At 71.6% G+C, this 20,298-nt stretch carries 23 protein-coding genes; 18 read left to right on the top strand and 5 right to left on the bottom strand.

Translation table 11 applies throughout. The features are described 5' to 3' along the window. The 4 genes from P696_RS0130505 to P696_RS0130490 all read left to right on the top strand — a co-directional run. Positions 1 to 703, top strand: a 703-nt coding sequence (locus P696_RS0130505; RefSeq protein ID WP_026415309.1) for a preprotein translocase subunit SecY, incomplete at its 5' end; no start/stop codon positions are given. Continuing rightward, a complete protein-coding gene (locus P696_RS0130500; RefSeq protein ID WP_026415308.1) occupies positions 704 to 1,354 on the top strand; it encodes an adenylate kinase in 651 nt (216 codons plus the stop codon). It abuts the gene before it with no gap. A gap of 63 nt (positions 1,355 to 1,417) precedes the next feature. Continuing rightward, positions 1,418 to 2,227, top strand: a complete 810-nt coding sequence (gene map / locus P696_RS0130495) for a type I methionyl aminopeptidase (RefSeq protein ID WP_026415307.1) — start codon at positions 1,418 to 1,420, stop codon at positions 2,225 to 2,227. Between the two features lie 148 nt (positions 2,228 to 2,375). Continuing rightward, positions 2,376 to 2,816: a DUF1707 SHOCT-like domain-containing protein gene (locus P696_RS0130490; protein ID WP_026415306.1), complete on the top strand. Its 441-nt coding sequence runs from the start codon at positions 2,376 to 2,378 to the stop codon at positions 2,814 to 2,816. A 93-nt stretch (positions 2,817 to 2,909) separates the two neighbouring features. Here P696_RS0130490 and P696_RS0130485 read toward each other — a convergent pair whose 3' ends face one another. Continuing rightward, positions 2,910 to 3,719 (bottom strand): phosphodiesterase, encoded by an 810-nt coding sequence (locus P696_RS0130485; RefSeq protein WP_026415305.1) that lies wholly within the window; start codon positions 3,717 to 3,719, stop codon positions 2,910 to 2,912. Between the two features lie 797 nt (positions 3,720 to 4,516). On the opposite strand from P696_RS0130485, the gene P696_RS49140 reads away from it, so the two are divergent. Continuing rightward, complete coding sequence (locus P696_RS49140; protein ID WP_170026615.1) at positions 4,517 to 5,134, top strand: class F sortase; 618 nt, start codon at positions 4,517 to 4,519, stop codon at positions 5,132 to 5,134. 26 nt (positions 5,135 to 5,160) lie between these two features. Here the strand turns inward: P696_RS49140 and P696_RS0130475 are convergent, their stop codons facing one another. Further along, positions 5,161 to 5,718: a hypothetical protein gene (locus P696_RS0130475; protein WP_026415304.1), complete on the bottom strand. Its 558-nt coding sequence runs from the start codon at positions 5,716 to 5,718 to the stop codon at positions 5,161 to 5,163. A gap of 301 nt (positions 5,719 to 6,019) precedes the next feature. Here P696_RS0130475 and infA point away from each other — a divergent pair, with 301 nt between their 5' ends. The 8 genes from infA to truA all read left to right on the top strand — a co-directional run bounded on the left by infA (position 6,020) and on the right by truA (position 11,012). Further along, positions 6,020 to 6,241 carry a translation initiation factor IF-1 gene (infA, locus tag P696_RS0130470; RefSeq protein WP_018657567.1) on the top strand — a complete coding sequence of 74 codons (222 nt, stop codon included), beginning with the start codon at positions 6,020 to 6,022 and terminating at the stop codon, positions 6,239 to 6,241. Between the two features lie 63 nt (positions 6,242 to 6,304). Beyond that, positions 6,305 to 6,418: a 50S ribosomal protein L36 gene (gene rpmJ / locus P696_RS0130465; RefSeq protein ID WP_021596712.1), complete on the top strand. Its 114-nt coding sequence runs from the start codon at positions 6,305 to 6,307 to the stop codon at positions 6,416 to 6,418. Between the two features lie 199 nt (positions 6,419 to 6,617). After that, the gene (gene rpsM, locus P696_RS0130460) at positions 6,618 to 6,998 is read left to right on the top strand and encodes a 30S ribosomal protein S13 (RefSeq protein WP_026415303.1); all 381 of its coding nucleotides are present in this window, start codon (positions 6,618 to 6,620) and stop codon (positions 6,996 to 6,998) included. A 60-nt stretch (positions 6,999 to 7,058) separates the two neighbouring features. Then, on the top strand, positions 7,059 to 7,460 hold the full coding sequence (gene rpsK / locus P696_RS0130455; protein ID WP_021596710.1) for a 30S ribosomal protein S11: 402 nt from the start codon (positions 7,059 to 7,061) through the stop codon (positions 7,458 to 7,460). 25 nt (positions 7,461 to 7,485) lie between these two features. Next, the gene (gene rpsD, locus P696_RS0130450) at positions 7,486 to 8,112 is read left to right on the top strand and encodes a 30S ribosomal protein S4 (protein ID WP_026415302.1); all 627 of its coding nucleotides are present in this window, start codon (positions 7,486 to 7,488) and stop codon (positions 8,110 to 8,112) included. 283 nt (positions 8,113 to 8,395) lie between these two features. Further along, positions 8,396 to 9,409 (top strand): DNA-directed RNA polymerase subunit alpha, encoded by a 1,014-nt coding sequence (locus P696_RS0130445; RefSeq protein ID WP_026415301.1) that lies wholly within the window; start codon positions 8,396 to 8,398, stop codon positions 9,407 to 9,409. Positions 9,410 to 9,519: 110 nt separating this feature from the next. Further along, positions 9,520 to 9,957: a 50S ribosomal protein L17 gene (gene rplQ, locus P696_RS0130440; RefSeq protein WP_026415300.1), complete on the top strand. Its 438-nt coding sequence runs from the start codon at positions 9,520 to 9,522 to the stop codon at positions 9,955 to 9,957. Between the two features lie 230 nt (positions 9,958 to 10,187). Continuing rightward, complete coding sequence (gene truA, locus P696_RS0130435) at positions 10,188 to 11,012, top strand: tRNA pseudouridine(38-40) synthase TruA (RefSeq protein ID WP_026415299.1); 825 nt, start codon at positions 10,188 to 10,190, stop codon at positions 11,010 to 11,012. A 148-nt stretch (positions 11,013 to 11,160) separates the two neighbouring features. Here the strand turns inward: truA and P696_RS56360 are convergent, their stop codons facing one another. From P696_RS56360 to P696_RS58430, 3 genes are all read right to left on the bottom strand, one after another. Further along, positions 11,161 to 12,972, bottom strand: coding sequence for a hypothetical protein (locus P696_RS56360; protein ID WP_026415298.1), 1,812 nt, complete (start codon positions 12,970 to 12,972; stop codon positions 11,161 to 11,163). Between the two features lie 24 nt (positions 12,973 to 12,996). Next, complete coding sequence (locus tag P696_RS56355) at positions 12,997 to 14,235, bottom strand: hypothetical protein (RefSeq protein ID WP_026415297.1); 1,239 nt, start codon at positions 14,233 to 14,235, stop codon at positions 12,997 to 12,999. 116 nt (positions 14,236 to 14,351) lie between these two features. Continuing rightward, positions 14,352 to 15,626, bottom strand: a complete 1,275-nt coding sequence (locus P696_RS58430; RefSeq protein WP_051468376.1) for a CAP domain-containing protein — start codon at positions 15,624 to 15,626, stop codon at positions 14,352 to 14,354. Positions 15,627 to 16,084: 458 nt separating this feature from the next. Between P696_RS58430 and rplM the strand changes: the two genes are divergently transcribed. The 5 genes from rplM (at position 16,085) to P696_RS0130395 (ending at position 20,254) form a co-directional block, all read left to right on the top strand. Continuing rightward, on the top strand, positions 16,085 to 16,528 hold the full coding sequence (gene rplM / locus P696_RS0130415; RefSeq protein WP_026415296.1) for a 50S ribosomal protein L13: 444 nt from the start codon (positions 16,085 to 16,087) through the stop codon (positions 16,526 to 16,528). A 96-nt stretch (positions 16,529 to 16,624) separates the two neighbouring features. Continuing rightward, positions 16,625 to 17,149, top strand: coding sequence for a 30S ribosomal protein S9 (gene rpsI / locus P696_RS0130410; protein ID WP_084338429.1), 525 nt, complete (start codon positions 16,625 to 16,627; stop codon positions 17,147 to 17,149). A gap of 217 nt (positions 17,150 to 17,366) precedes the next feature. Then, positions 17,367 to 18,710: a phosphoglucosamine mutase gene (gene glmM / locus P696_RS0130405; RefSeq protein ID WP_026415294.1), complete on the top strand. Its 1,344-nt coding sequence runs from the start codon at positions 17,367 to 17,369 to the stop codon at positions 18,708 to 18,710. A 234-nt stretch (positions 18,711 to 18,944) separates the two neighbouring features. Beyond that, the gene (locus P696_RS49130; RefSeq protein WP_026415293.1) at positions 18,945 to 19,271 is read left to right on the top strand and encodes a hypothetical protein; all 327 of its coding nucleotides are present in this window, start codon (positions 18,945 to 18,947) and stop codon (positions 19,269 to 19,271) included. A gap of 50 nt (positions 19,272 to 19,321) precedes the next feature. Further along, complete coding sequence (locus tag P696_RS0130395) at positions 19,322 to 20,254, top strand: DUF389 domain-containing protein (protein WP_026415292.1); 933 nt, start codon at positions 19,322 to 19,324, stop codon at positions 20,252 to 20,254. Positions 20,255 to 20,298: the final 44 nt, after the last annotated feature.

Genomic DNA, 20,298 nt, shown 5'->3' with positions numbered 1-20,298 from the left:
CGTGGCGGTGTTCCCGACCCAGTTCTGGTCGATCTACAAGGCCAAGGGCGGGTTCGTGTTCACGCTGGTGATCGCCGTGGGTTTGGCGATCATGGCCGGTGTGGTGTTCGTGGAGCAGGCGCAGCGGCGGATCCCGGTGCAGTACGCCAAGCGGATGGTCGGACGCCGGATGTACGGCGGGACCTCGACCTACATTCCGTTGAAGGTCAACCAGGCCGGCATCATCCCGGTCATCTTCGCGTCCTCGCTGCTGTACCTGCCGGTGCTGGCGACCCAGCTGTGGCCGGATGTGAAGTGGCTGCAGAAGCTGCAGCCGTACCTGCACCAGGACAACCCCTGGCACATGGGCGTCTTCTTCGTGTTCATCATCTTCTTCACGTACTTCTACGTCGCGATCACCTTCAACCCCACCGAGGTCGCCGACAACATGAAGAAGTATGGTGGGTTCATCCCGGGTATCCGTCCGGGTCGTCCGACCGCCGAGTATCTGGACTACGTGCTGACCCGGATCACGACTCCGGGTGCGCTCTACCTGGGGCTCGTCGCGCTGATCCCGATGATGGCGTTCGCGATGCTGAACGCCACGCAGGACTTCCCCTTCGGCGGGACGAGCATCCTGATCGTCGTCGGCGTCGGACTGGATACCGTGAAGCAGATCGAATCTCAGCTCCAGCAGCGCAACTACGAAGGCTTCCTGCGGTAGATGCGTATCGTTCTCGTGGGTCCCCCCGGAGCGGGCAAGGGGACGCAGGCCCAGCACATCGCGTCGCACCAGTCGATCCCGAAAATCTCGACGGGTGACATCTTCCGCGCCAACATCAATGAGCGCACCGAGCTTGGCACGCTGGCCAAGCAGTACATGGACCGGGGCGACCTGGTGCCGGACGAGGTCACCATCGACATGGTGCGCGACCGGCTCCAGCAGGAGGACGCCCTCGACGGCTTCCTTCTCGACGGGTTCCCGCGCAACGTTCCGCAGGCCGAGACCCTGAGGAAGATGCTCGCCGAGTGGGACACCCGGCTGGACGTCGTCCTCGAGCTCGTCGTGGACGAGGACGAGGTCGTCCGGCGGCTGTCCGGGCGGCGGCAGTGCTCGCAGTGCAACCGCATCTGGCACGTCGACTTCGACGACAAGAGGGACGACGTCTGCGACGACTGCGGCGGACGGCTCTACCAGCGTGACGACGATCGCGAGGAGGTCGTCCGGCACCGGCTGGAGGTCTACGCGGAACAGACCGCGCCGCTCGTCCAGTTCTATTCTGATGAGGGCATCCTGCGCGGAATCGACGCGACCGGACCGGTCGAGGACGTCACCCGGCGGGCCCTGGACGCGCTGCGTCCGTTCGAGAAGTAGATCGCCGGGTAGGCGGGAGTCGGGTCACCCCCCGAGGCCCCGGCCGCCCCTGGGGGAGTGACAGTGTTCAAGAGGCGCAAGCCCGCCATCCAGATCAAGACGCCCGAGCAGATCGAGCTCATGCGCGCGGCCGGCCTGCTGGTCGGCCGCACGCTGCAGCTGCTGCGCGAGTCGGTCAAGCCCGGCATCACCACGCTGGACCTGGACCGGCTGGCCGAGCAGCACATCCGGGACAACGGCGGCGTGCCGTCCTTCAAGGGCTACCACGGGTTCACCGGCACGATCTGCGCCTCGGTCAACGAGGAGATCGTCCACGGCATCCCGCGGCCGGACAAGACGCTGCACGACGGCGACGTCATCTCGATCGACTGCGGCGCGATCGTCGAGGGCTGGCACGGCGACTCGGCGATCACCGTCCCGGTGGGGGAGATCACTCCCGAGCTGCGGAAGCTGCTCGAGGTGACCGAGGCGTCCATGTGGCACGGCCTGGCCGCCGGGATCGTCGGCGCGCGGCTGACCGACATGTCCCACGCGATCGAGAAGCACATCCGGTCCGAGGGCGAGTACGGGATCGTCGAGGGCTACGGCGGCCACGGCATCGGCACCGAGATGCACATGGACCCGCTGATCCCGAACCACGGCGCCCCTGGCCACGGCCCGGTGCTGGAGGCGGGCATGTGCTTCGCCGTCGAGCCGATGGTCAACCTCGGCACCAAGGACACCGCCGAGCTCGAGGACGGCTGGACCGTGATCACCACGGACGGCGGGGCCTCGGCGCACTTCGAGCACACCTTCGCCGTGACGCCCGAGGGCCCGCGCGTGCTGACCGCGCTGGACGAGGGCCGGGAGTGGTTCGCCAAGCTCGGCGTCTGACCTCACCCGCCGCGCGGACGGGGTGGTCCTGGGCACCGGGGGGAAGGTGAACCTGGCTCCCTTGAGAGCACCGCGAATCGTTGGGCACTCTGGGAGGTAGCGGTGGATCGTCCCTCCACCGCTCCGAACCACGCGCGAAGGGGTCGCCATGGCGCCCAATCCTGATATCCGAGCCTCGGACGCCGACCGGGACCGGGTCGCCGCCAGTCTGCGTGAGCACATGGCCGACGGCCGGCTCACCATGGCCGAGCTCGAGGAGCGCCTGGAGGCGACCTACACGGCCAGGACCATGGGCGACCTGGAGCGGGTGACCTCCGACCTGCCCGAGGCCGACCTGCACAACCGCCCGATCCCGGCCTACCAGCGCACGACCGTAGCGCCGCCCGCGCGGAGCGGGTCGGTCTGGTACGGGACGCGCGCGATGTGGAGCGCCTGGGCGGTCGTCGTGGGGCTGAACGTCGCCATCTGGGCGATCGTCGCGATCACCTCGCCGGTCGTCCCGTACCCGTGGTGGCTCTGGATCGCCGGTCCGTGGGGCGTGATGTTGCTGGTCCGGAGCCTGTTCGGGCAGGGCGACGGCAAGCGCTAGTCCCTGGTGCCGGCGAACACGCCGGCTTGAGAAGCGAGGAGGCCCGCCGGATTCCGGCGGGCCTCCTCGGCGTTCCTGGGGTTCGGCCCGGGTTCAGTCGACCTCCATCAGCGGGCGGTAGTTGCCCGTCGGGACGAAGTGCGTGACGGCCGACTCGCCCTCGATCCGGTGGATCGCGAAGCCCGCGGGCTCGCCGGTGAGGGCGGCTCGTCCCGGGCGGGTGAGGTCGAGGAACAGCTGCCGGTAGGTGCTGGACGTGGTGGCGCAGACCGTCCCGGCGAGGGAGCCGACCGAGCTGCGGTGCACGTGCCCGCTGATCACACGGACGACCTGGCGGTGCCGCTTGAGGATCTCGGCGAGGCCCTCGGTGCCCGCCAGGGCCATGTCGTCGATGAACCGGATGCCGATCGGGTACGGCGGGTGGTGCGTGGCGATCACGGTCGGGACGGTCGGCTGCTCGGCGAGCGTCGCGTCCAGCCAGGCCAGCCGTTCCACGTCGAGCTCACCGGACGCCGAGCCGGGGATCGTGGTGTCGCAGCAGATCAGCCGGGTTCCGGCGACGTCCACGGCGTACTGGACGGGCGCGCCCGGGCCGCCGCTGTTCGCGACGGCCGGGTGGTCGCGGAAGGCGTGCCGCAGCGCGTCGCGGTCGTCGTGGTTGCCGGGAAGCGGATAGACGGCCATCGGCAGCGGGGACAGCAGGGCGTGCAGCCGGGCGTACTCCGCCGGACGGCCGCCGTCGGCCAGATCGCCGGTCAGGACCACCGCGTCCGGCCGGGCGGGCAGCGCCAGCAGGCTGGACACCGCGGCGCGCAGCGAGCGGACCGGCCCCGAGCCGTCGTCCACCTCGCCGTCCCGGCCGACCGCCAGATGGATGTCGCTGAGCTGCGCAATGATCGCCATTGATCCTCCCCCTCCTCCAAGCGAACCACGGACCGGACCGGTTCGCACGCCCGGCCGCCGCCCGCCCACGGCGTCCACGCCGGAGGGGAGCGCTTGCCTGATCTTTGTGCCCGGTTGACCGGCCTGTCGAGGTGGCCGGGCAAAAAATGATCATCGGTTCCGTCCGACCCCGGGACCGGTGGGGGAGACCATGCCCTTCCAGCGGCCCGGCAGGCGTGCGGCGCCTGCCCGTGCTCCGCACCCGGCCGCGCCGCTCCTGACCGGGCTGGCCGCCGCCCCGGCCGCGTGCGCGGACGATGGGGTGACGCTGAAGCCGTGGAAGGGACACCTTCGGGCAGGACGGACGCTCACGATCATAGCCCCGCCGAACTGCGCCGACCCCGGGGCGAGGTCCGACGCGTCCCCGGGGGAGTCCGTCCGGCTGGACGCGCTGGCACAGGCTCCTCCACGCGAACATCACCGCAGCGGGCCTCGTCAGACAGAGAGTGCTCACCCTCCGTGCCCCCAGATCTCCCCGTCCTGGCCGGTCCCGGACTCCCCGGCCCGCCCTGCCTCGCGGTACCCGGCGATGACGGTGTTCGACCTGGTGGCCGAGTCGCATGGGCAGGCGGCCGGCGGAGGCTGGCCGACGTCCCGTGATGGGCGAGCGCACGCCGACATTCCGCTCGGGCGGGGGTCCGCGCTGGTCGGAGGGGCCCTTGGCGGCCTCTGGTGGGCCCTGCGGGAGCGGTGGAGGGTTGATGCCTAGGCGGTGTCCGAGGCGGCACCGCCGACGTGCACGCTGCGTCCTGACGGCCGTGCCGAGGGTGCCCCGGCCCGCCTTCGGCTGCGCGCTCGGACGCCGTGATCGCGCAATGCTCGCGCTTCCCGAGTTCGTCCCGCCGAGCGGGGCTGGGGCTCCGGCTCCCCTGCGCGCGGCCTTGGCGCACGCCGTCCCGACGCGGCTGCTGATCCCGCGGATCGAGGTGTCCGCCCCGCTCGGACGCGTCGGACGGGATCCGTCCGGCTTGATCCAGGCGCCGCCGACGTCCGATCCGGAGCGTGCGGGCTGGTTCGCGTCCGGGCCCAGTCCGGGCGAACCGGGCGCGGCGCTGCTGCTCGGCCACCTGGACACCACGTCCGGCCCGGCGGTCTTCGCCCGCCTGGACGAGCTGCGTCCAGGGGACATCATCGGCGTCGCCAGGACGGACGGCACGGTCGCGGTGTTCCGCATGACCCGCGCCGAGCAGGTGCCGAAACGCCGGTTCCCCGTGGGGCGGGTGCTGCTGGCCGGAGCCGTCCCCGAGCTGAGGCTGATCACCTGCGCCGGACGGTACGACCACCTCAGGCGCGCGTATGACGACAATCTCATCGTCTACGCGACGTTCGCGGCGGCCTACCGGACCGCCGACCTGGCCTCCATGCCGGGAGCCTGACCGCCCGGGGGCGGCGTCCCGGGGCGTCAGGCCACGTGGGTGAGGACGGCGCTGAGCGCCGACGTGACGGCCTCCGGGGCGGGGGCGATGTCCGGCACCACGTCTCGGAGCGCGAGCCAGCCGTTGATGGCCTGGGTGGTGGGACGGGCCTCCCGGAGCTGCGGGTCCTCGATGTCGTACCAGGCCGCGATCTTGGACCAGCGCCAGAGCCGGTGCCCGCCGGTGGACATCTCCGAGGCCGGGAAGCCGCCCGGTCCCCGCGCGCCCGTGATCGACAGCCGGACCGACTCGACGGACCGGCGGACGCGTTCGGAGATGTCCCGGATGGTCAGCAGCGGGTCGGCCTCGACCTGCCGGACGTGCAGCCCGGGCGCCGCGTCCTCCAGGTGGGCGACGACCTGCATGACCGCCTCGGCGAGCGTGGTGGCGTGCCAGGAGGCGGTGGCGTTGCCGGGCCGTCCGGCGTGCTGGGGCTCGGTGATGATGGAGACGGTGACCTGACCGTGGGTGCGGTCGAAGAGGGGGTCCAGCTCCTCCTCGTAGAGGGGACGGCTGAGGATCAGCGCGAAGTCATAGCTCGGCATCCGTCCTCCCCTGGTCGTTGGTCCTCCTGGAAAGGTACAACGCGCGAGCGCTGTATGCTTGTGTCGGGAGCAGTATCCGGTGCCGGGTCATGGGATGATTTCGCGTTCCACCGCCCGGTGACGTACACTCTTGTGTCGGTCCGTGTTCGGCCGCCGTGAATCTCTGCCTTGATGCCCGTGTGCGTCTCGGCCTGGGTGCGGCCGGGTTCTCCACTCCGTCGTCGGTCTGTCAGATCTTCATGACGTGAGCGGGGGCGACGCGGGCCGCGTCCAATGAGCCGATCAGCGAAGCGCGGAGGACATGCCCAAGAAGGAAGGCGCCATCGAGATCGAGGGCACCGTCATCGAGTCCCTCCCGAACGCCATGTTCCGGGTTGAGCTGGACAACGGGCACAAGGTGCTCGCCCACATCAGCGGCAAGATGCGGATGCACTACATCCGGATCCTGCCGGACGACCGCGTCGTCGTGGAGCTGAGCCCCTACGACCTCACGCGCGGTCGGATCGTCTACCGCTACAAGTAATCACTGGGGTTGCCTCTCGGGTGTGTGGCGGCACCCGGGTGACCCTGATCAATAGGAGACCCAGTGAAGGTCAAGCCGAGCGTCAAGAAGATCTGCAACAAGTGCCGCGTCATCCGCCGGCACGGCCGGGTCATGGTCATCTGCTCCGACCCGCGCCACAAGCAGCGTCAGGGCTGACGTTCAACAACTGATCCACGCATCGCAGCCTTCGCACGTGGTCGCCGTACGGTTCCGGTCCACCAAGATCGGGTCGTGCGGCACCGTCGTGTGAAGGGGCCACCCCCGGACGGAGGCCGGGGCCGCCACCCGAACGAGTGTCGGGTGTGTGCGGACGCGATGCGCCGAACACCTCCGCATACGAAGGGAACCGCCAGAGATGGCACGCCTCCTCGGCGTCGACCTCCCGCGCGACAAGCGCGTGGAGATCGCTCTCACCTACATCTTCGGCATCGGTCGCACCCGGGCCCAGGAGACGCTGGCTCAGACCGGCGTCAACCCGGACACCCGCGTCCACCAGCTCACCGACGACGACCTGGTGAAGCTGCGCGACTGGATGGAAGCCAACTACAAGACCGAGGGTGACCTCCGTCGCGAGATCCAGGCCGACATCCGCCGCAAGATCGAGATCGGCTGCTACCAGGGCATCCGGCACCGCCGCGGTCTGCCCGTGCACGGTCAGCGGACGCAGACGAACGCGCGTACCCGCAAGGGCAAGAAGAAGACCGTGGCCGGCAAGAAGAAGGCCGGCAAGAAGTAGTAGTCCGTCGGGACTCATCCGTCCCGGACGGATCGACGACCTCACAGGAAGAGAGCAGAGATGCCTCCCAAGAGCCGTGTCGGCGCGAAGAAGGTGCGCCGCAAGGAAAAGAAGAACGTCGCTCACGGGCACGCCCACATCAAGAGCACGTTCAACAACACCATCGTCTCGATCACCGACCCGAACGGGAACGTGATCTCCTGGGCCTCGTCCGGCCACGTCGGCTTCAAGGGCTCCCGCAAGTCCACCCCGTTCGCCGCGCAGCAGGCCGCCGAGGCCGCCGCCCGGCGCGCGATGGAGCACGGGATGCGCAAGGTCGACGTGTTCGTCAAGGGTCCGGGGTCGGGCCGTGAGACCGCGATCCGCTCCCTCCAGGCCACCGGCCTCGAGGTGGGTTCGATCCAGGACGTCACGCCCGTTCCGCACAACGGCTGCCGCCCGCCGAAGCGTCGCCGGGTCTGAGCACCGTAGGGGAGATCACAGAACAATGGCTCGTTACACCGGTGCGGACTGCAAGCTCTGCCGCCGCGAGAAGATGAAGCTGTTCCTCAAGGGCAGCAAGTGCGAGGGCCCGAAGTGCCCGATCGAGATCCGTCCCTACCCGCCGGGTGAGCACGGTCGCGGTCGTCCGAAGGAGACCGAGTACCTGCTCCAGCTTCGTGAGAAGCAGAAGGCCAAGCGCATCTACGGCGTGCTTGAGCGGCAGTTCTCGAACTACTACGTCGAGGCCAACCGCCAGCAGGGCAAGACGGGTGACAACCTGCTCTCGCTGCTGGAGCGCCGCCTGGACAACGTCGTGTACCGCGCGGGCTTCTCCAAGTCCCGCGACATGGCGCGCCAGCTGATCCGGCACGGTCACATCCGGGTCAACGGCAAGAAGGTCGACATCCCGAGCTTCCTCGTCTCCGAGGCCGACATCGTGGACGTCAAGGCCAAGTCCCTGGAGATGACGCCGTTCCAGGTCGCCAAGGCCGAGGCCGGCGAGCGTACGGTTCCGGCCTGGCTGGGCCTGGACGCCGAGCGGATGCGCATCTTCGTGCACTCGCTGCCGGTCCGCCAGCAGATCGACGCTCCCGTCCAGGAGCAGCTGATCGTCGAGCTCTACTCCAAGTAGGGGCTCACCGGGCCCTCACGGGTCCACCGGGCTCTCGCGAGCCCACCGGGCCCCGCCCGGCGGCGGGGCCCTCGTGGCCCTCGCCGCCGGGCGGGGCCGACGGGTTTCCGCCTTCGGCGGAGATCATCGGCCTCCGCCGAAGGCGGGGGCCGGGGCTTCCGCCTCACGGCGGGCGCCCGTTCGTCTCGCCGTCCGTCCGCGCGCACGCGTGGCCGGGCGGCGGACAGGGAAGAACTCCACTGCGGTCGTCATATAGCGGGCACCGCGGAAAGAAGGAACACCCATGCTCATCGCTCAGCGTCCCACCCTCACCGAGGAGCAGGTCGACGAGTACCGGTCGCGGTTCACCATCGAGCCGCTGGAGCCGGGCTTCGGCTACACGATCGGCAACTCGCTCCGCCGCACCCTGCTGTCGTCCATCCCCGGAGCCGCTGTCACCAGCATCCGGATCGAGGGCGTCCTGCACGAGTTCTCCACCGTCCCGGGGGTGAAGGAGGACGTCACCGACATCATCCTGAACCTCAAGGAGCTCGTCGTCTCGTCCGAGCACGACGAGCCGGTGGTCATGTACCTGCGCAAGCAGGGCCCCGGCGAGGTCACCGCGGCCGACATCGCGCCGCCGGCGGGCGTGGAGGTCCACAACCCGGACCTGCACATCGCCACGCTGAACAACAAGGCCAAGCTGGAGATGGAGCTGACGGTCGAGCGCGGCCGCGGCTACGTCTCGGCCGCCCAGAACAAGCAGCCGGGCCAGGAGATCGGCCGGATCCCGATCGACTCCATCTACTCGCCCGTGCTGAAGGTCACCTACAAGGTCGAGGCGACCCGAGTCGAGCAGCGCACCGACTTCGACCGCCTCATCCTGGACGTGGAGACCAAGGCCGCGATGCTGCCGCGCGACGCGGTGGCCTCCGCCGGCAAGACCCTCGTCGAGCTGTTCGGCCTGGCCCGGGAGCTCAACGTCGAGGCCGAGGGCATCGACATGGGCCCGTCCCCGACGGACGCCGCGCTGGCCGCGGACCTGGCCCTGCCGATCGAGGAGCTGAACCTCACGGTCCGCTCCTACAACTGCCTCAAGCGCGAGGGCATCCACTCCGTGGGCGAGCTGGTGGCCCGCAGCGAGCAGGACCTCCTGGACATCCGCAACTTCGGTGCGAAGTCCATCGAGGAGGTCAAGCAGAAGCTCAACGACATGGGCCTCTCGCTGAAGGACTCCCCGCCCGGGTTCGACCCGTCCGCCGCCGCCGACAACTACGGCGACGACGACGGTGGCTACGCCGAGACCGAGCAGTACTGATCCCGGCATACCGTTAACACGTCCGAATGACCCGTCGCCGGTACCTCGTACGGCCGGCGCGGAGATTTGCCACCGGTTCCTGAACCGGCCGGTGCAAGAAGGGAACGACCATGCCTCAGCCCACCAAGGGCGCCCGTCTGGGCGGCAGCGCGGCTCACCAGAAGCTGATCCTGGCGAACCTGGCGACCTCGCTGTTCGAGCACGGCCGCATCACCACCACCGAGGCCAAGGCCCGCCGCCTGCGCCCGCTGGCGGAGAAGCTGATCACCAAGGCCAAGAAGGGCGACCTGCACAACCGTCGCCTCGCGGCCAAGACGATCCGCGACAAGGGCGTCCTGCACGTCCTGTTCACCGAGATCGCTCCGGCCATGGCCGAGCGTCCCGGTGGCTACACCCGGATCACCAAGGTCGGGCCGCGCAAGGGCGACAACGCCCCCATGGCGGTCATCGAGCTGGTGACCGAGCCGGTGTCGGGCTCGACCCGTCCGGCCACCGCCGCTCCGGCGGAGGCCCCGGCCGAGGCCGCGGCCGAGGAGAGCGCGGAGTAAGGACCCTCCGGGGATCTTTCTCGCTCGACATGTGAGGGCCCGCCGTCCCCCTACGGGACGGCGGGCCTGATCTTTGAGAGACTGGATCACATGGTCAGGGGGGCGATGATGCACTGGGGAACGCCACCGGACGGCGACCGGCCGGCGCCGGCCGTCCACTCCGGCGGCACAGGCGACGACGGTTGGGACGCGCTATGGCCGACGCTCACGACAAGGAACCCCCGGCACCGATGACCGCTCTCGTACGACTCCGGCTCGACATCGGCTACGACGGGTCGGACTTCGCGGGCTGGGCGCGGCAGCCGGGTCAGCGCACCGTCCAGGGCGTGATCGAGGACGCGCTCGCCCGGGTCCTGCGCCTCGACCCGCCCCCGGTGCTCACCGTCGCCGGACGCACCGACGCGGGCGTGCACGCGCGCGGCCAGGTCGCGCACGTGGTGGTCCCGGTCGCCGCCTACTCGGCGATCAACGGCACGCTGCCACGCCGGCTCGCCGGCCTGCTACCGCCGGACGTGCGCGTCTGGCGCGTCACGACCGCTCCCGAGGGCTTCGACGCGCGCTTCTCCGCGCTGTCCCGCCGCTACGCCTACCGCGTCTGCGACGACCCCGTCGGCGTGGACCCGCTGCGCCGCCACGACGTCCTGTGGCACCCGCGTCCGCTCGACATCGACCGGATGAACGCCGCCACGAGGCTGATGCTCGGCGAGCACGACTTCGCGGCGTTCTGCCGCAAGCGCGAGGGCGCGACGACCATCCGCGAACTCCAGATCTTCGAGTGGAACCGTGAGGGGAAGCACCTCGCGGTCGCCACGGTGAAGGCCGACGCCTTCTGCCACTCCATGGTCCGGGCCCTGGTCGGCGCGATGCTGGTGGTCGGCGACGGACGGCGCGCGATTGAGTGGCCCGCCGAGGTCCTGGGCGCCCGGGTGCGCGACTCGGCGGTGAACGTCGCCCCGGCCCACGGCCTCTCGCTGGAGGAGATCTCCTACCCGGACGACGCGGACCTGGCCCTGCGCGCCCAGCAGACCCGTCGCGTCCGGACGCTGTCCGGCTGAGCCGACGCCGACCTGAACCTGTGCCTGGTCGGTGGGCCTGTCGAGTCTGGATGATGTTCCGCTGATCGTCCGGGTCGCTTGGAACCCGTTCAACGTGACGTGCCCGGTGCCATTTCGGCACCGGGCACGTTTTGTTCGTCGGGGGCGGTCAGCCTCGGGCGCGGGCGTCCAGGGCCTGGGTGCCGTAGTCGAGGAACTGCTGCGCCAGGCCCTTGATCTGGGTGTCCTGGGGCGTGATGCGGGTTCCGTCGGTGTAGGTCGCGTACGCATAGGCGACGTAGCGGCCTCGAACAGTGGCCGCGGCGTAACCGCCCGTGCCGTCGATGTCGGGGGCGTGCGGACCGGTGAGGCCGCGGAACCACTCGTACTTGCCCGGGTTCCCGGCCCGGCTCACCTTCAGGGCCGCGTCGTGGTTCGGCAGGACGGCCACGCCGCTGGTGACGGCGAACTTCTTGTCGCCGCTGACGAACGTCACCCGGACGACGGCGCGGCAGCCGTCGTGCGCGAGCGCCTGGGCCATCGAGCCGCGCGCGGTGAGGCCGCACTGGTGGTTGACCGACGAGCGGTCGCGCTGGAAGGTGCGCCCGGCCAGCTGGATCGTCGGGGCCGGGAACACCTCGGTCAGCGCGAGCGGCTTCGGGTCGCTCTTCTCGCTGTTGATGTCCACGGGGTGGCGGACGGGACCGCCCGGCGACGGCGAGCCGGGCTGTCCGGGCGCGGCCGTCTGCTTGTGCTTGGGCTTGGTCTTGGCCTTTCCGCCGGCGTCCCCTGAGACCGCTCCGGCGACGGCGATCCCGCAGATCGCGACGATCGCCGCCGCGATGCCGCCGCCGATGAGCAGCCGCTTCCGGTTCGCCGGGGTCCCCTTGGGGCCGTCGCCCAGCGGACCGGGCGGGAACGGCTGAGGGCCGGTGTTGCCATCGTTCGCAGCGTTCGGGGTGTTCGGGCCCGGGAATGGCTGGTGGGGTGCGGTGGCGTCCGGCGGGGTGGTCGGAGGGGCCGCGTTCGGGACGGGCCGGGGCGTCGGGCGGACGACCGGCATGTCGGCGGCCGTGGCCCGCCCGTCCTGCAGGGGGATATCCGGTTTCGGGGCGTGCTGGTCGGGCGCGTCCGGCTTCGGGGTGTCCCTGACGACCTTCTCGGCGGGCGGCAGCACGACCGCGGGTGGCAGCGTCACTCCTGGCGGGAGGATCGCGTCCGGCGTGAGGACGGGCCCGGACGACCGGCTGTCGGTGTTCGCCTCCAGCGCCGCCGCCTCGGGGGCGACCGGCGCGGCCAGCGGCATCGCACCGGACGATGCGTCCGCACCCTGCGGCGCGGCGTCCACCACGGGCAGCGGCCCCGTGCCGGTCGGGCCGACGGGCGGGGTGCCGTTGGGCGTGGGAAGAGGCCCCGTGCCACCGGACTGAGCCGCTCCGGGGATGGGTTGCGGCCCGGTGCCGCCGCCTGTCTGCGGTGTTCCGGGGACGGGCGGCGGGCCGGTGCCGTTCGGCTGCCGGGCAGGCGGAGGCGTGGGCTGCTGGGCCGGAGGCGTGGGCTGGGGGCCGGTGCCGCCGGGCTGGTTGGTCGGGCGGTGGATGGGAGTGCCGTCCGGGACGGTGTCCCGGGCGGGTCGGGGCTTGGGGCGGGGGACGGCCCGGCGCGAGTCGGCGCCGGGGGCGCCCTGGCCGGCGACGAGCCGGTCGTCGGGCGCGGGGGTCGTCGGGGGCGCCGGGGTTCCGGCGCCGGGGCCCTTGGCGGCCTCGGCCTTGGCGGCCCCGGCCTTGGCGGAATCGTCGGGTTCCGGCTCGTCCGAGTCGGTGGACTCGGCGGCCCACCAGGGGGCCTGGAGCCGGAACGGGGTCGGGATGCGCAGTTCGCCGTCCGCGCGCGCCGGCTCGTCATGGCCGAAGCTCGGGGGCGTGGAGGGGGCGGGGTCCGCCGCCGCCTCGGCGGGGCGGATCTCGTCAGGTTCAGGCATGGGGGTTCAGAGTCCTCGTGCCGATCAGCTCCGGAGGGGCTTGCCCTCGGTCTCCCGGAAGTGCAGCGCCACCGACAGGCCGCTGCTCTTGATCACCTGCTGGCCGAAGTCGGAGACGTCCTTGTGCGCGCTGTCGGCGATCTTCTTGCCGTCCGGGCGCTGCACCCAGGTCATGACCAGGTAGTGGCCCTGTGCCTCGGCGGTGCCGAGGGCGAGCCCGGTGCCGATCTTTCTGGTGTTGCCGGAGCCCGGCAGCGGCTTGAGGTAGGCGTCCTTGGCGGCCGCCGCCCGCACCGCCGCCTTGGCCGCGGTCTCGGTCTTGAGGTTGAAAACTCCGACGGTGCCGATGAGCTTGCCGTCGCCGCGCGTGTAGGTGGCGCGGAGCACCTGGGAGCAGCCGCCCTTCTTCACTTGAGAGGTCAGGGCCGTGCCGCCGACCGCGCCGGTGCAGCCCTTGGAGGCGTTCCAGCCGGTCCGCTTGTACTTCTCGCCCGCGCCCGAGAAGGACGACTTGCCGAAGACCTCTTTCAGGGTCAGCGGGCTGGGATCGGTGGCCCGGGTCTTGAGCTTCACCGGGCTGAGGGTCTGCGAGGGGGTGGGGGACGGCGTGGACGACGCCTTCGGCGCGGTCGTGGCCGCCGTCGTCGTCTTCTTCTTCGGCTTGGGGTCGTCCTTGAACATGGACGCGGCGGCGACACCGCCGCCGATGAGCACGATGCCGGCCACGGCCGCGCCGCCGATGATCAGCGGCAGCTTGCTCTTCTTCTTCGCGCCCGGGGGAGGCCCGGCCACGTGCTGGTCGAACCCGCCGCCCTGGTCGAATCCGCCGCCTCCGAAGCCGTTGCCGGGTTCGGAGCCGCCCGGACCGTCCGGGCCGCCGAAGCCGTTGCCGGCGGCGAAGCCGTGCTGCTGCTCGCCGAAGCCCTGCTGGGGACCGCCGAAGGCGGCGCCCTGATCGTCGTGGCCCGCTCCGCCGAAGCCCTGCCCGGAGCCGCCGAACGAGGGCGGCTCGCCGAGAGCGGCGGTGCCGTTCGGGTCGCCGAGCGCGGCCGTGCCGTTCGGGTCGCCGTGGCCGGAGGCGGCGCGTGGCGGCTCGTTCGTCAGACCGCCCGGGGGCGCGCCGAAGGAACCGGGGGCGAACCGGTTCTGGTCGTCATCCCACGAGACCGGCGCGGAGCCCGCGCCGCCGGGACCGTGGGGCTGTCGCGGCGGCTGCTCCTGAGGCCAGCCGCCGTTTTCGCCTGTGTCACCGGGGTAACCCATGGCTGGACCCTACCGTTCTCGACTCAGGGGTCTGGACCCATCGGCACACCCACCATGACATGGGGGCGAACCGGACGCCGCCGATTTCGGGAAGCTCACGCGACGTCCGGAAAGGCTCACTTCCAGCCGAAGTCCTGCGTCCAGAGGGGGCCGGAGGGGCCGTTCGCGCGGCCGACGCCGAGGGCCTTCAGGCCGCAGTTCAGGATGTTGGCGCGGTGTCCGGGACTGTTCATCCAGCCCTTCATGACCGCGGCGGCGTCCGCGTAGCCCTTGGCGATGTTCTCGGCGCCCGGCTGGGTGTAGCCCTGGCGCTCGATCCGGTCCCAGGGGCTGTCGCCGTTCCGGGAGTCGTGGCTGAAGTAGTTGTGCGCGGCCATGTCCTGCGAGTGCAGGCGGGCGGCGCGGGCGAGGCGCGCGTCGTACCGCAGCGGGGAGCATCCCGCCTTCGCGCGCTGCTGGTTGGTGATCTTGAGGACGGCCGTCTCGGACGCGGTCGTGCCGCCTCCGCCGCCGGAACCGCCGCTTCCGCCGGACCCCGACCCCGATCCGGAGCCGCTTCCGCCGCCCGTCTTGCTGGGGGACGAGCCCGAGCCGCTTCCGGACGTCCCGCCCGGCTTGCTGGACGAGGGCCTCGAGCTGCTGGGCTTCTTGGAGCTCGGCTTCGCCTTGGGCGTCCTGCTGGGGGTCTTGGACGGCGTCCGGGACGGGGTGTCACTGGGTGTGGTGTCCGGCTGCGTGCCGCCCTGGCCGCCGACCGCGCCGTCCGGGCCGGCGGCCGCCGTCGGCTCGCGCTTGCCGTCGTCCGAGGTGAGTTGGCTCACGGCGACGCCCGCGCCCACGACGAGGGCCATCGCCCCGGCCGCTCCCGCGATGATCAGCGGCGTCCGGCGCCTGCGGCTCGGGCCGCCGCCGGGCGGGGACGCCCAGAAGTCGCGTCCGCCGGGGCCGCCCGGACCGCCGGGACCCTCAGGGCCCGCGGGGGAGTACTCGGTGCGTCCGGTGGGGGAGTAGGCGAGCCGGTCGCCCTCCTCGGGGACGTAGGCCCTGGTGGCGTCCATCGGACGGCCGTCGCCGCCCGGCCCGGGGCCGTGGGCTCGCGCGGCCTCGGCGTCGGTCGGACGGTGCCGTTCGTGCTCCAGCGGACGCGGGCCCGCGGGAGGCGCGAACCGGTCGGGGGCTCCGCCGTCGGGTGGGCCGAACCGGTACGGATCGGACGAGGCGAAGGCCCCGTCGCCGGGGCCGGGGCCGTAGCCGGGGCCCGGATCGCCGGGGAAGGGGCCGCCTGGTGTGGGACCGCCGGACGCGTGGCGTCCTGGACCGTCCCGGTGCGGGTCGCCCGCCCGGGGATCTCGGGGACGGGACGAGCGGGAGGCGCGGCGGGGAGGGCGCATCGTGGGCTCCTGGGGGCCGGGCCGGCGCGCTGCCGGCGAGGGTGACCGGACGGGCGGCACCTTATCCATATATGGGGCATTAGTCGTGGATCACCTCTCTGATGATCTCCCCGGACGGGCCGTGATCAGGCGGAATAGGGCGGCGGGCCGGTCGTCCACGCGGGTGCTGGAACCGGGACGGGTTCGGGGCACGCGGGGGGATGGTGCATACTGGAGGATGGCCGGGAAAGTAGCCGTCGGCGGTTGACGAACGAGCATGTGAGAGCGCAGCGTGAGCACCGTGTAGCGGCCTCGCTTTGACCCGTGCCCGCGTGGCTGGATATGCTGCCCAGTCGCTGTATTGCGTGCCCGACCTCATGGGCGGGCGGCGATCGCAACCGCGCGGCACGCCCGTCCCGCGATCCGCGGGGGCCGGGCGAGATCAACCGCCAGTCGACTAGAAACGAAGGTCTACGACCGTGCGCACGTACACCCCAAAGCCCGCTGACGTTCAGCGTCAGTGGCATGTCATCGACGCGACCGACGTCGTGCTGGGCCGGCTCGCGAGCCAGGCCGCGCAGCTGCTCCGGGGTAAGCACAAGCCGATCTACGCGCCGCACCTCGACACCGGTGACTTCGTCATCATCATCAACGCCGACAAGGTGGCGCTGACGGGCAACAAGCTCCAGAACAAGCGCGCCTACCGGCACTCGGGGTACCCGGGCGGCCTCCGCTCCATGTCCTACGCGGACCTGCTCGCGAAGCACCCGGAGAAGGCCGTCGAGAAGGCGATCAAGGGCATGCTGCCCAAGAACACCCTCGGCCGTCAGATGCTCGGCAAGGTGAAGGTCTACGCAGGCCCGAACCACCCGCACGCCGCGCAGAAGCCGGTTCCGTTCGAGATCACCCAGGTCTCCCAGTAACACCCCGGCCGCGCCTCCGGGTGCGGCTCACCAGAACCGTGGCCGCCGGGGCACCCGTGGGATCACGCGGGCCAGCCGCCCTGGCTAGAAGACTTCATGAGGAGAACAGTGTCCGAGACCGGCATTGAGACGCCCGCCGAGGGCGTCGAGTACGACTCGTACGAGGACGCGCCGTCCGAGTACTCGACGGAGACCCCCGAGGCCGAGGCCGGCCTCCTGGGCCAGCCCGTCGCCACCGGCCCCGCGGCCGCCACCGGCCGCCGCAAAGAGGCCATCGCGCGCGTCCGCATCGTCCCGGGCTCGGGCAAGTGGACCATCAACGGCCGCACCCTGGACCAGTACTTCCCGAACAAGGTCCACCAGCAGATCGTGAACTCGCCGTTCGTGCTGCTGGGTCTGGAGAACCAGTTCGACGTGATCTGCCGGGTCAACGGCGGTGGCACCACCGGCCAGGCCGGCGCCCTGCTCCTCGGCATCTCCCGGGCGCTCCAGTTCGCCAACATCGAGCACCGCCCGGCGCTGAAGAAGGCCGGGTTCCTCACCCGTGACGCGCGGGCGACCGAGCGCAAGAAGGCCGGTCTCAAGAAGGCCCGCAAGGCGCCGCAGTACAGCAAGCGCTAAGCGTTCCGATCGAGCCGCCGCGTTCCGTGTGGCACGCCGCCGACCCCCCTCCGTGCGGGGTCGGGCGGCGTCCGCGGGCGCGGCGGCTCGTTCGCATTTCACGGGGACGGTCGGGGCGCGCACCGCAATCCGGGCGCGCTCGCCATCGCGGACTACATTGAGCGTGCCGGCGCGCGGGGTTCGGGGGTTCCGCGTCCGGTCGAGCTAGGAGTTGATCGTGGGTCGTCTGTTCGGAACCGACGGGGTGCGCGGGCTCGCCAACCGCGACCTCACCGCGCCGCTCGCCATGGAGCTCTCGGTCGCCGCGGCGAGGGTGCTCGGCGAGGCCGGGGCGTTCGCCGGGCACCGTCCGGTCGCGGTGGTGGGCCGTGATCCGCGTGCCTCGGGCGAGTTCCTGGAGGCCGCCGTCGTCGCGGGCCTCGCCAGTGCGGGAGTGGACGTTCTACGGCTCGGCGTTCTGCCGACCCCTGCCGTCGCGCACCTCACCCACGCGCTGGACGCCGACCTCGGCGTGATGCTGTCGGCCTCGCACAACCCGGCGCCGGACAACGGGATCAAGTTCTTCGACCGCAGCGGCTTCAAGCTGGCCGACGACATCGAGGACCGGATCGAGGCGACCCTCGGCCAGGCCTGGGAGCCGCCGACCGGCGCGGGCGTCGGGCGCGTCCGCGAGGCGCACGGCGCGGTCGAGCAGTACGTCGCGCACCTGCTGAGCACGCTGCCGGTGTCGCTGGACGGCCTGAAGGTCGTGGTGGACTGCGCGCACGGCGCGTCCTGCGACGTGGCCCCCGAGGCGCTGCGCCGCGCCGGGGCCGAGGTGATCACCATCGGCGCCGCCCCGGACGGCCTGAACATCAACGCCGGGGTCGGCTCCACCCACCTGGACGCGCTGAAGGCGGCCGTCCGCGAGCACGGCGCGGACGCGGGCATCGCCAACGACGGCGACGCCGACCGCTGCCTGGCCGTCACCGCCACCGGCGAGGAGGTGGACGGCGACCAGATCATGGCGATCCTGGCGCTGGACCTCCGCGAGGCCGGGCGGCTCGCCGACGACACCGTCGTCGCGACCGTGATGTCCAACCTGGGCTTCAAGCTGGCCATGCGCGAGGCGGGCCTGACGGTCGTGGAGACCGCCGTCGGCGACCGCTACGTCCTGGAGGCGATGAAGGAGAGCGGGTTCAACTTCGGCGGCGAGCAGTCCGGCCACGTGATCATGCTGGACCACGCGACCACCGGCGACGGCGTGCTGACCGGCCTGCACCTGCTCGCCGCGATGGCCCGGCTCGGCCGTCCGCTGGACGAACTGGCCAAGGTCATGACCCGGCTGCCGCAGGTGCTGATCAACGTCCGCGACGTGGACAAGGCGCGCGCGGGGTCGTCGCCCGAGCTGTCCGCCGCGATCACCGAGATGGAGACCGAGCTCGGCGCGTCCGGACGGGTCCTGATCCGGCCGAGCGGCACCGAGCCCATGGTCCGCGTCATGGTCGAGGCCGCGTCCGAGGACCAGGCCCGCGGCGTCGCCGAACGCCTCGCCGAGGTCGTCCGCAGCGCCCTCGGCTAGCGCCAGGTTTCCGAGGCGGCCGTTCGAGGCGCCCAACCGGGCGCCTGGGCGGCCGTTCGGGGCGTTCAGCCGGGTGTCTGGGCGGCTGTTCGGGGTGCTCAAGCGGGTGTCTGGGCGGCTGTTCGGGCGCTCAGCCGGGTGCCTGGGTGGTCGCTCGGGGGCGTTCTTGGCGCGTCTGGATCGGGGGCGCAGGCCCGCGTGGGGGTTCGCGCGGGCCTCGCCTAGGCTGGCCCCATGACCCAGCCTGACGAGAACGAGCCCGGCGAGCAGCAGGAAGACGAGCAGCGGGACGAGCGTCCTCGCGTGCGCACCGAGCGAGGGATCGGCGCTCGCGCCGTCGGGGCCGAGGTGACCGGCGCGTCGGCGACCGGCGCGACGCTCCGGGCGGCGACCGGCCTGGGCTCCCTGGCCCTCGGATCGGCCGCCGTCGGGGCCCTGGCCATCGGGGCCCTCGCCATCGGCCGCCTCGTGATCAAGCGTGCCGTCATCGGCCATCTCAAGGCCGGTGTCGTCGAGATCGCCCACCTGAAGGTCGGCCGCCTGGAGATCACCGAGGACTGACCGTCCGGGTGCCGTTCGGGCGTTCGGCGGGGTACGGCACGATGTGACGTGTGCTGCACCTGAGATCGATCGTCCCGGCCGACCGCACGGACGCCGTGTGCTCGGCGCTGGCCGCGCACGTCGGCGTCACGAACGTCGTGGTGCTGCCGGGCGCCGCGCGCAGTCCGGAAGGCGACCTCGTCACGGCCGACGTGGCCCGGGAGGCCGCCAACGAGGTCCTGGACGCGCTGCGGGAGCTCGGCGTGGCCCGGGACGGCTCGATCGCCGTCGAGAAGATCGACCTGTCGCTGTCGGAGGTCGCCGACGAGGCGGAGCGGCGCGCGCCCGGTGCGTCCGACGACGCGGTCGTCTGGGAGGAACTGGACCGGCAGACCGCCGAGGGAGCCCAGCTGACCTGGGCGTACGTGACCTTCCTTGCGCTCGCCACGCAGCTCGCCGGGATCGCCGCGATCACCGACTCGGCGATCCTGGTCGTCGGTGCGATGGTGCTCGGCCCGGAGTTCTCCTCGGTGGCCGCGATCTGCTACGGCCTGATCACCCGGAACTGGCGGCGGGTCCGCGGGGCCGCCTGGACGCTGACCGTCGGGTTCGCCGTCGCGATCGCGATCACGTACGTGTGCGCGCTGGTCAGCCGGTGGATCGGCGTGATCGACATCAGCGAGCTGCCGTCCTCCCGTCCGGCCACGGCGTTCATCTACAGCCCGGACCGCTGGTCGTTCATCGTCGCGCTCCTCGCGGGCGTGGCCGGGGTGCTGTCCATGACGGCGGGCAAGTCGTCGGCGCTGGTCGGGGTGTTCATCTCGGTCACGACCGTCCCGGCGGCGGGGAACCTCGCGGTCGCGCTCGCGCTGCGGCACGGCAGCCAGATCGGCGGGTCGGTCCTGCAGCTCGCGGTCAACCTCGCCGGGATGCTGATCGCGGGCGTCCTCACACTGCTGGTGCAGCGGCTGGTGTGGTCCCGGGTCGTACACCGGACGGGCTGATCGACCGAACGGCCTACTCCCCAGGGGTGACGACGAACACACGG

Origin of the sequence: Actinomadura oligospora ATCC 43269, assembly GCF_000518265.1 — a bacterium.
Lineage (GTDB): Bacteria > Actinomycetota > Actinomycetes > Streptosporangiales > Streptosporangiaceae > Spirillospora > Spirillospora oligospora.
Note: the sequence above shows the minus strand (reverse complement) of the source record. Positions and strands in the feature narration are given on the sequence as shown.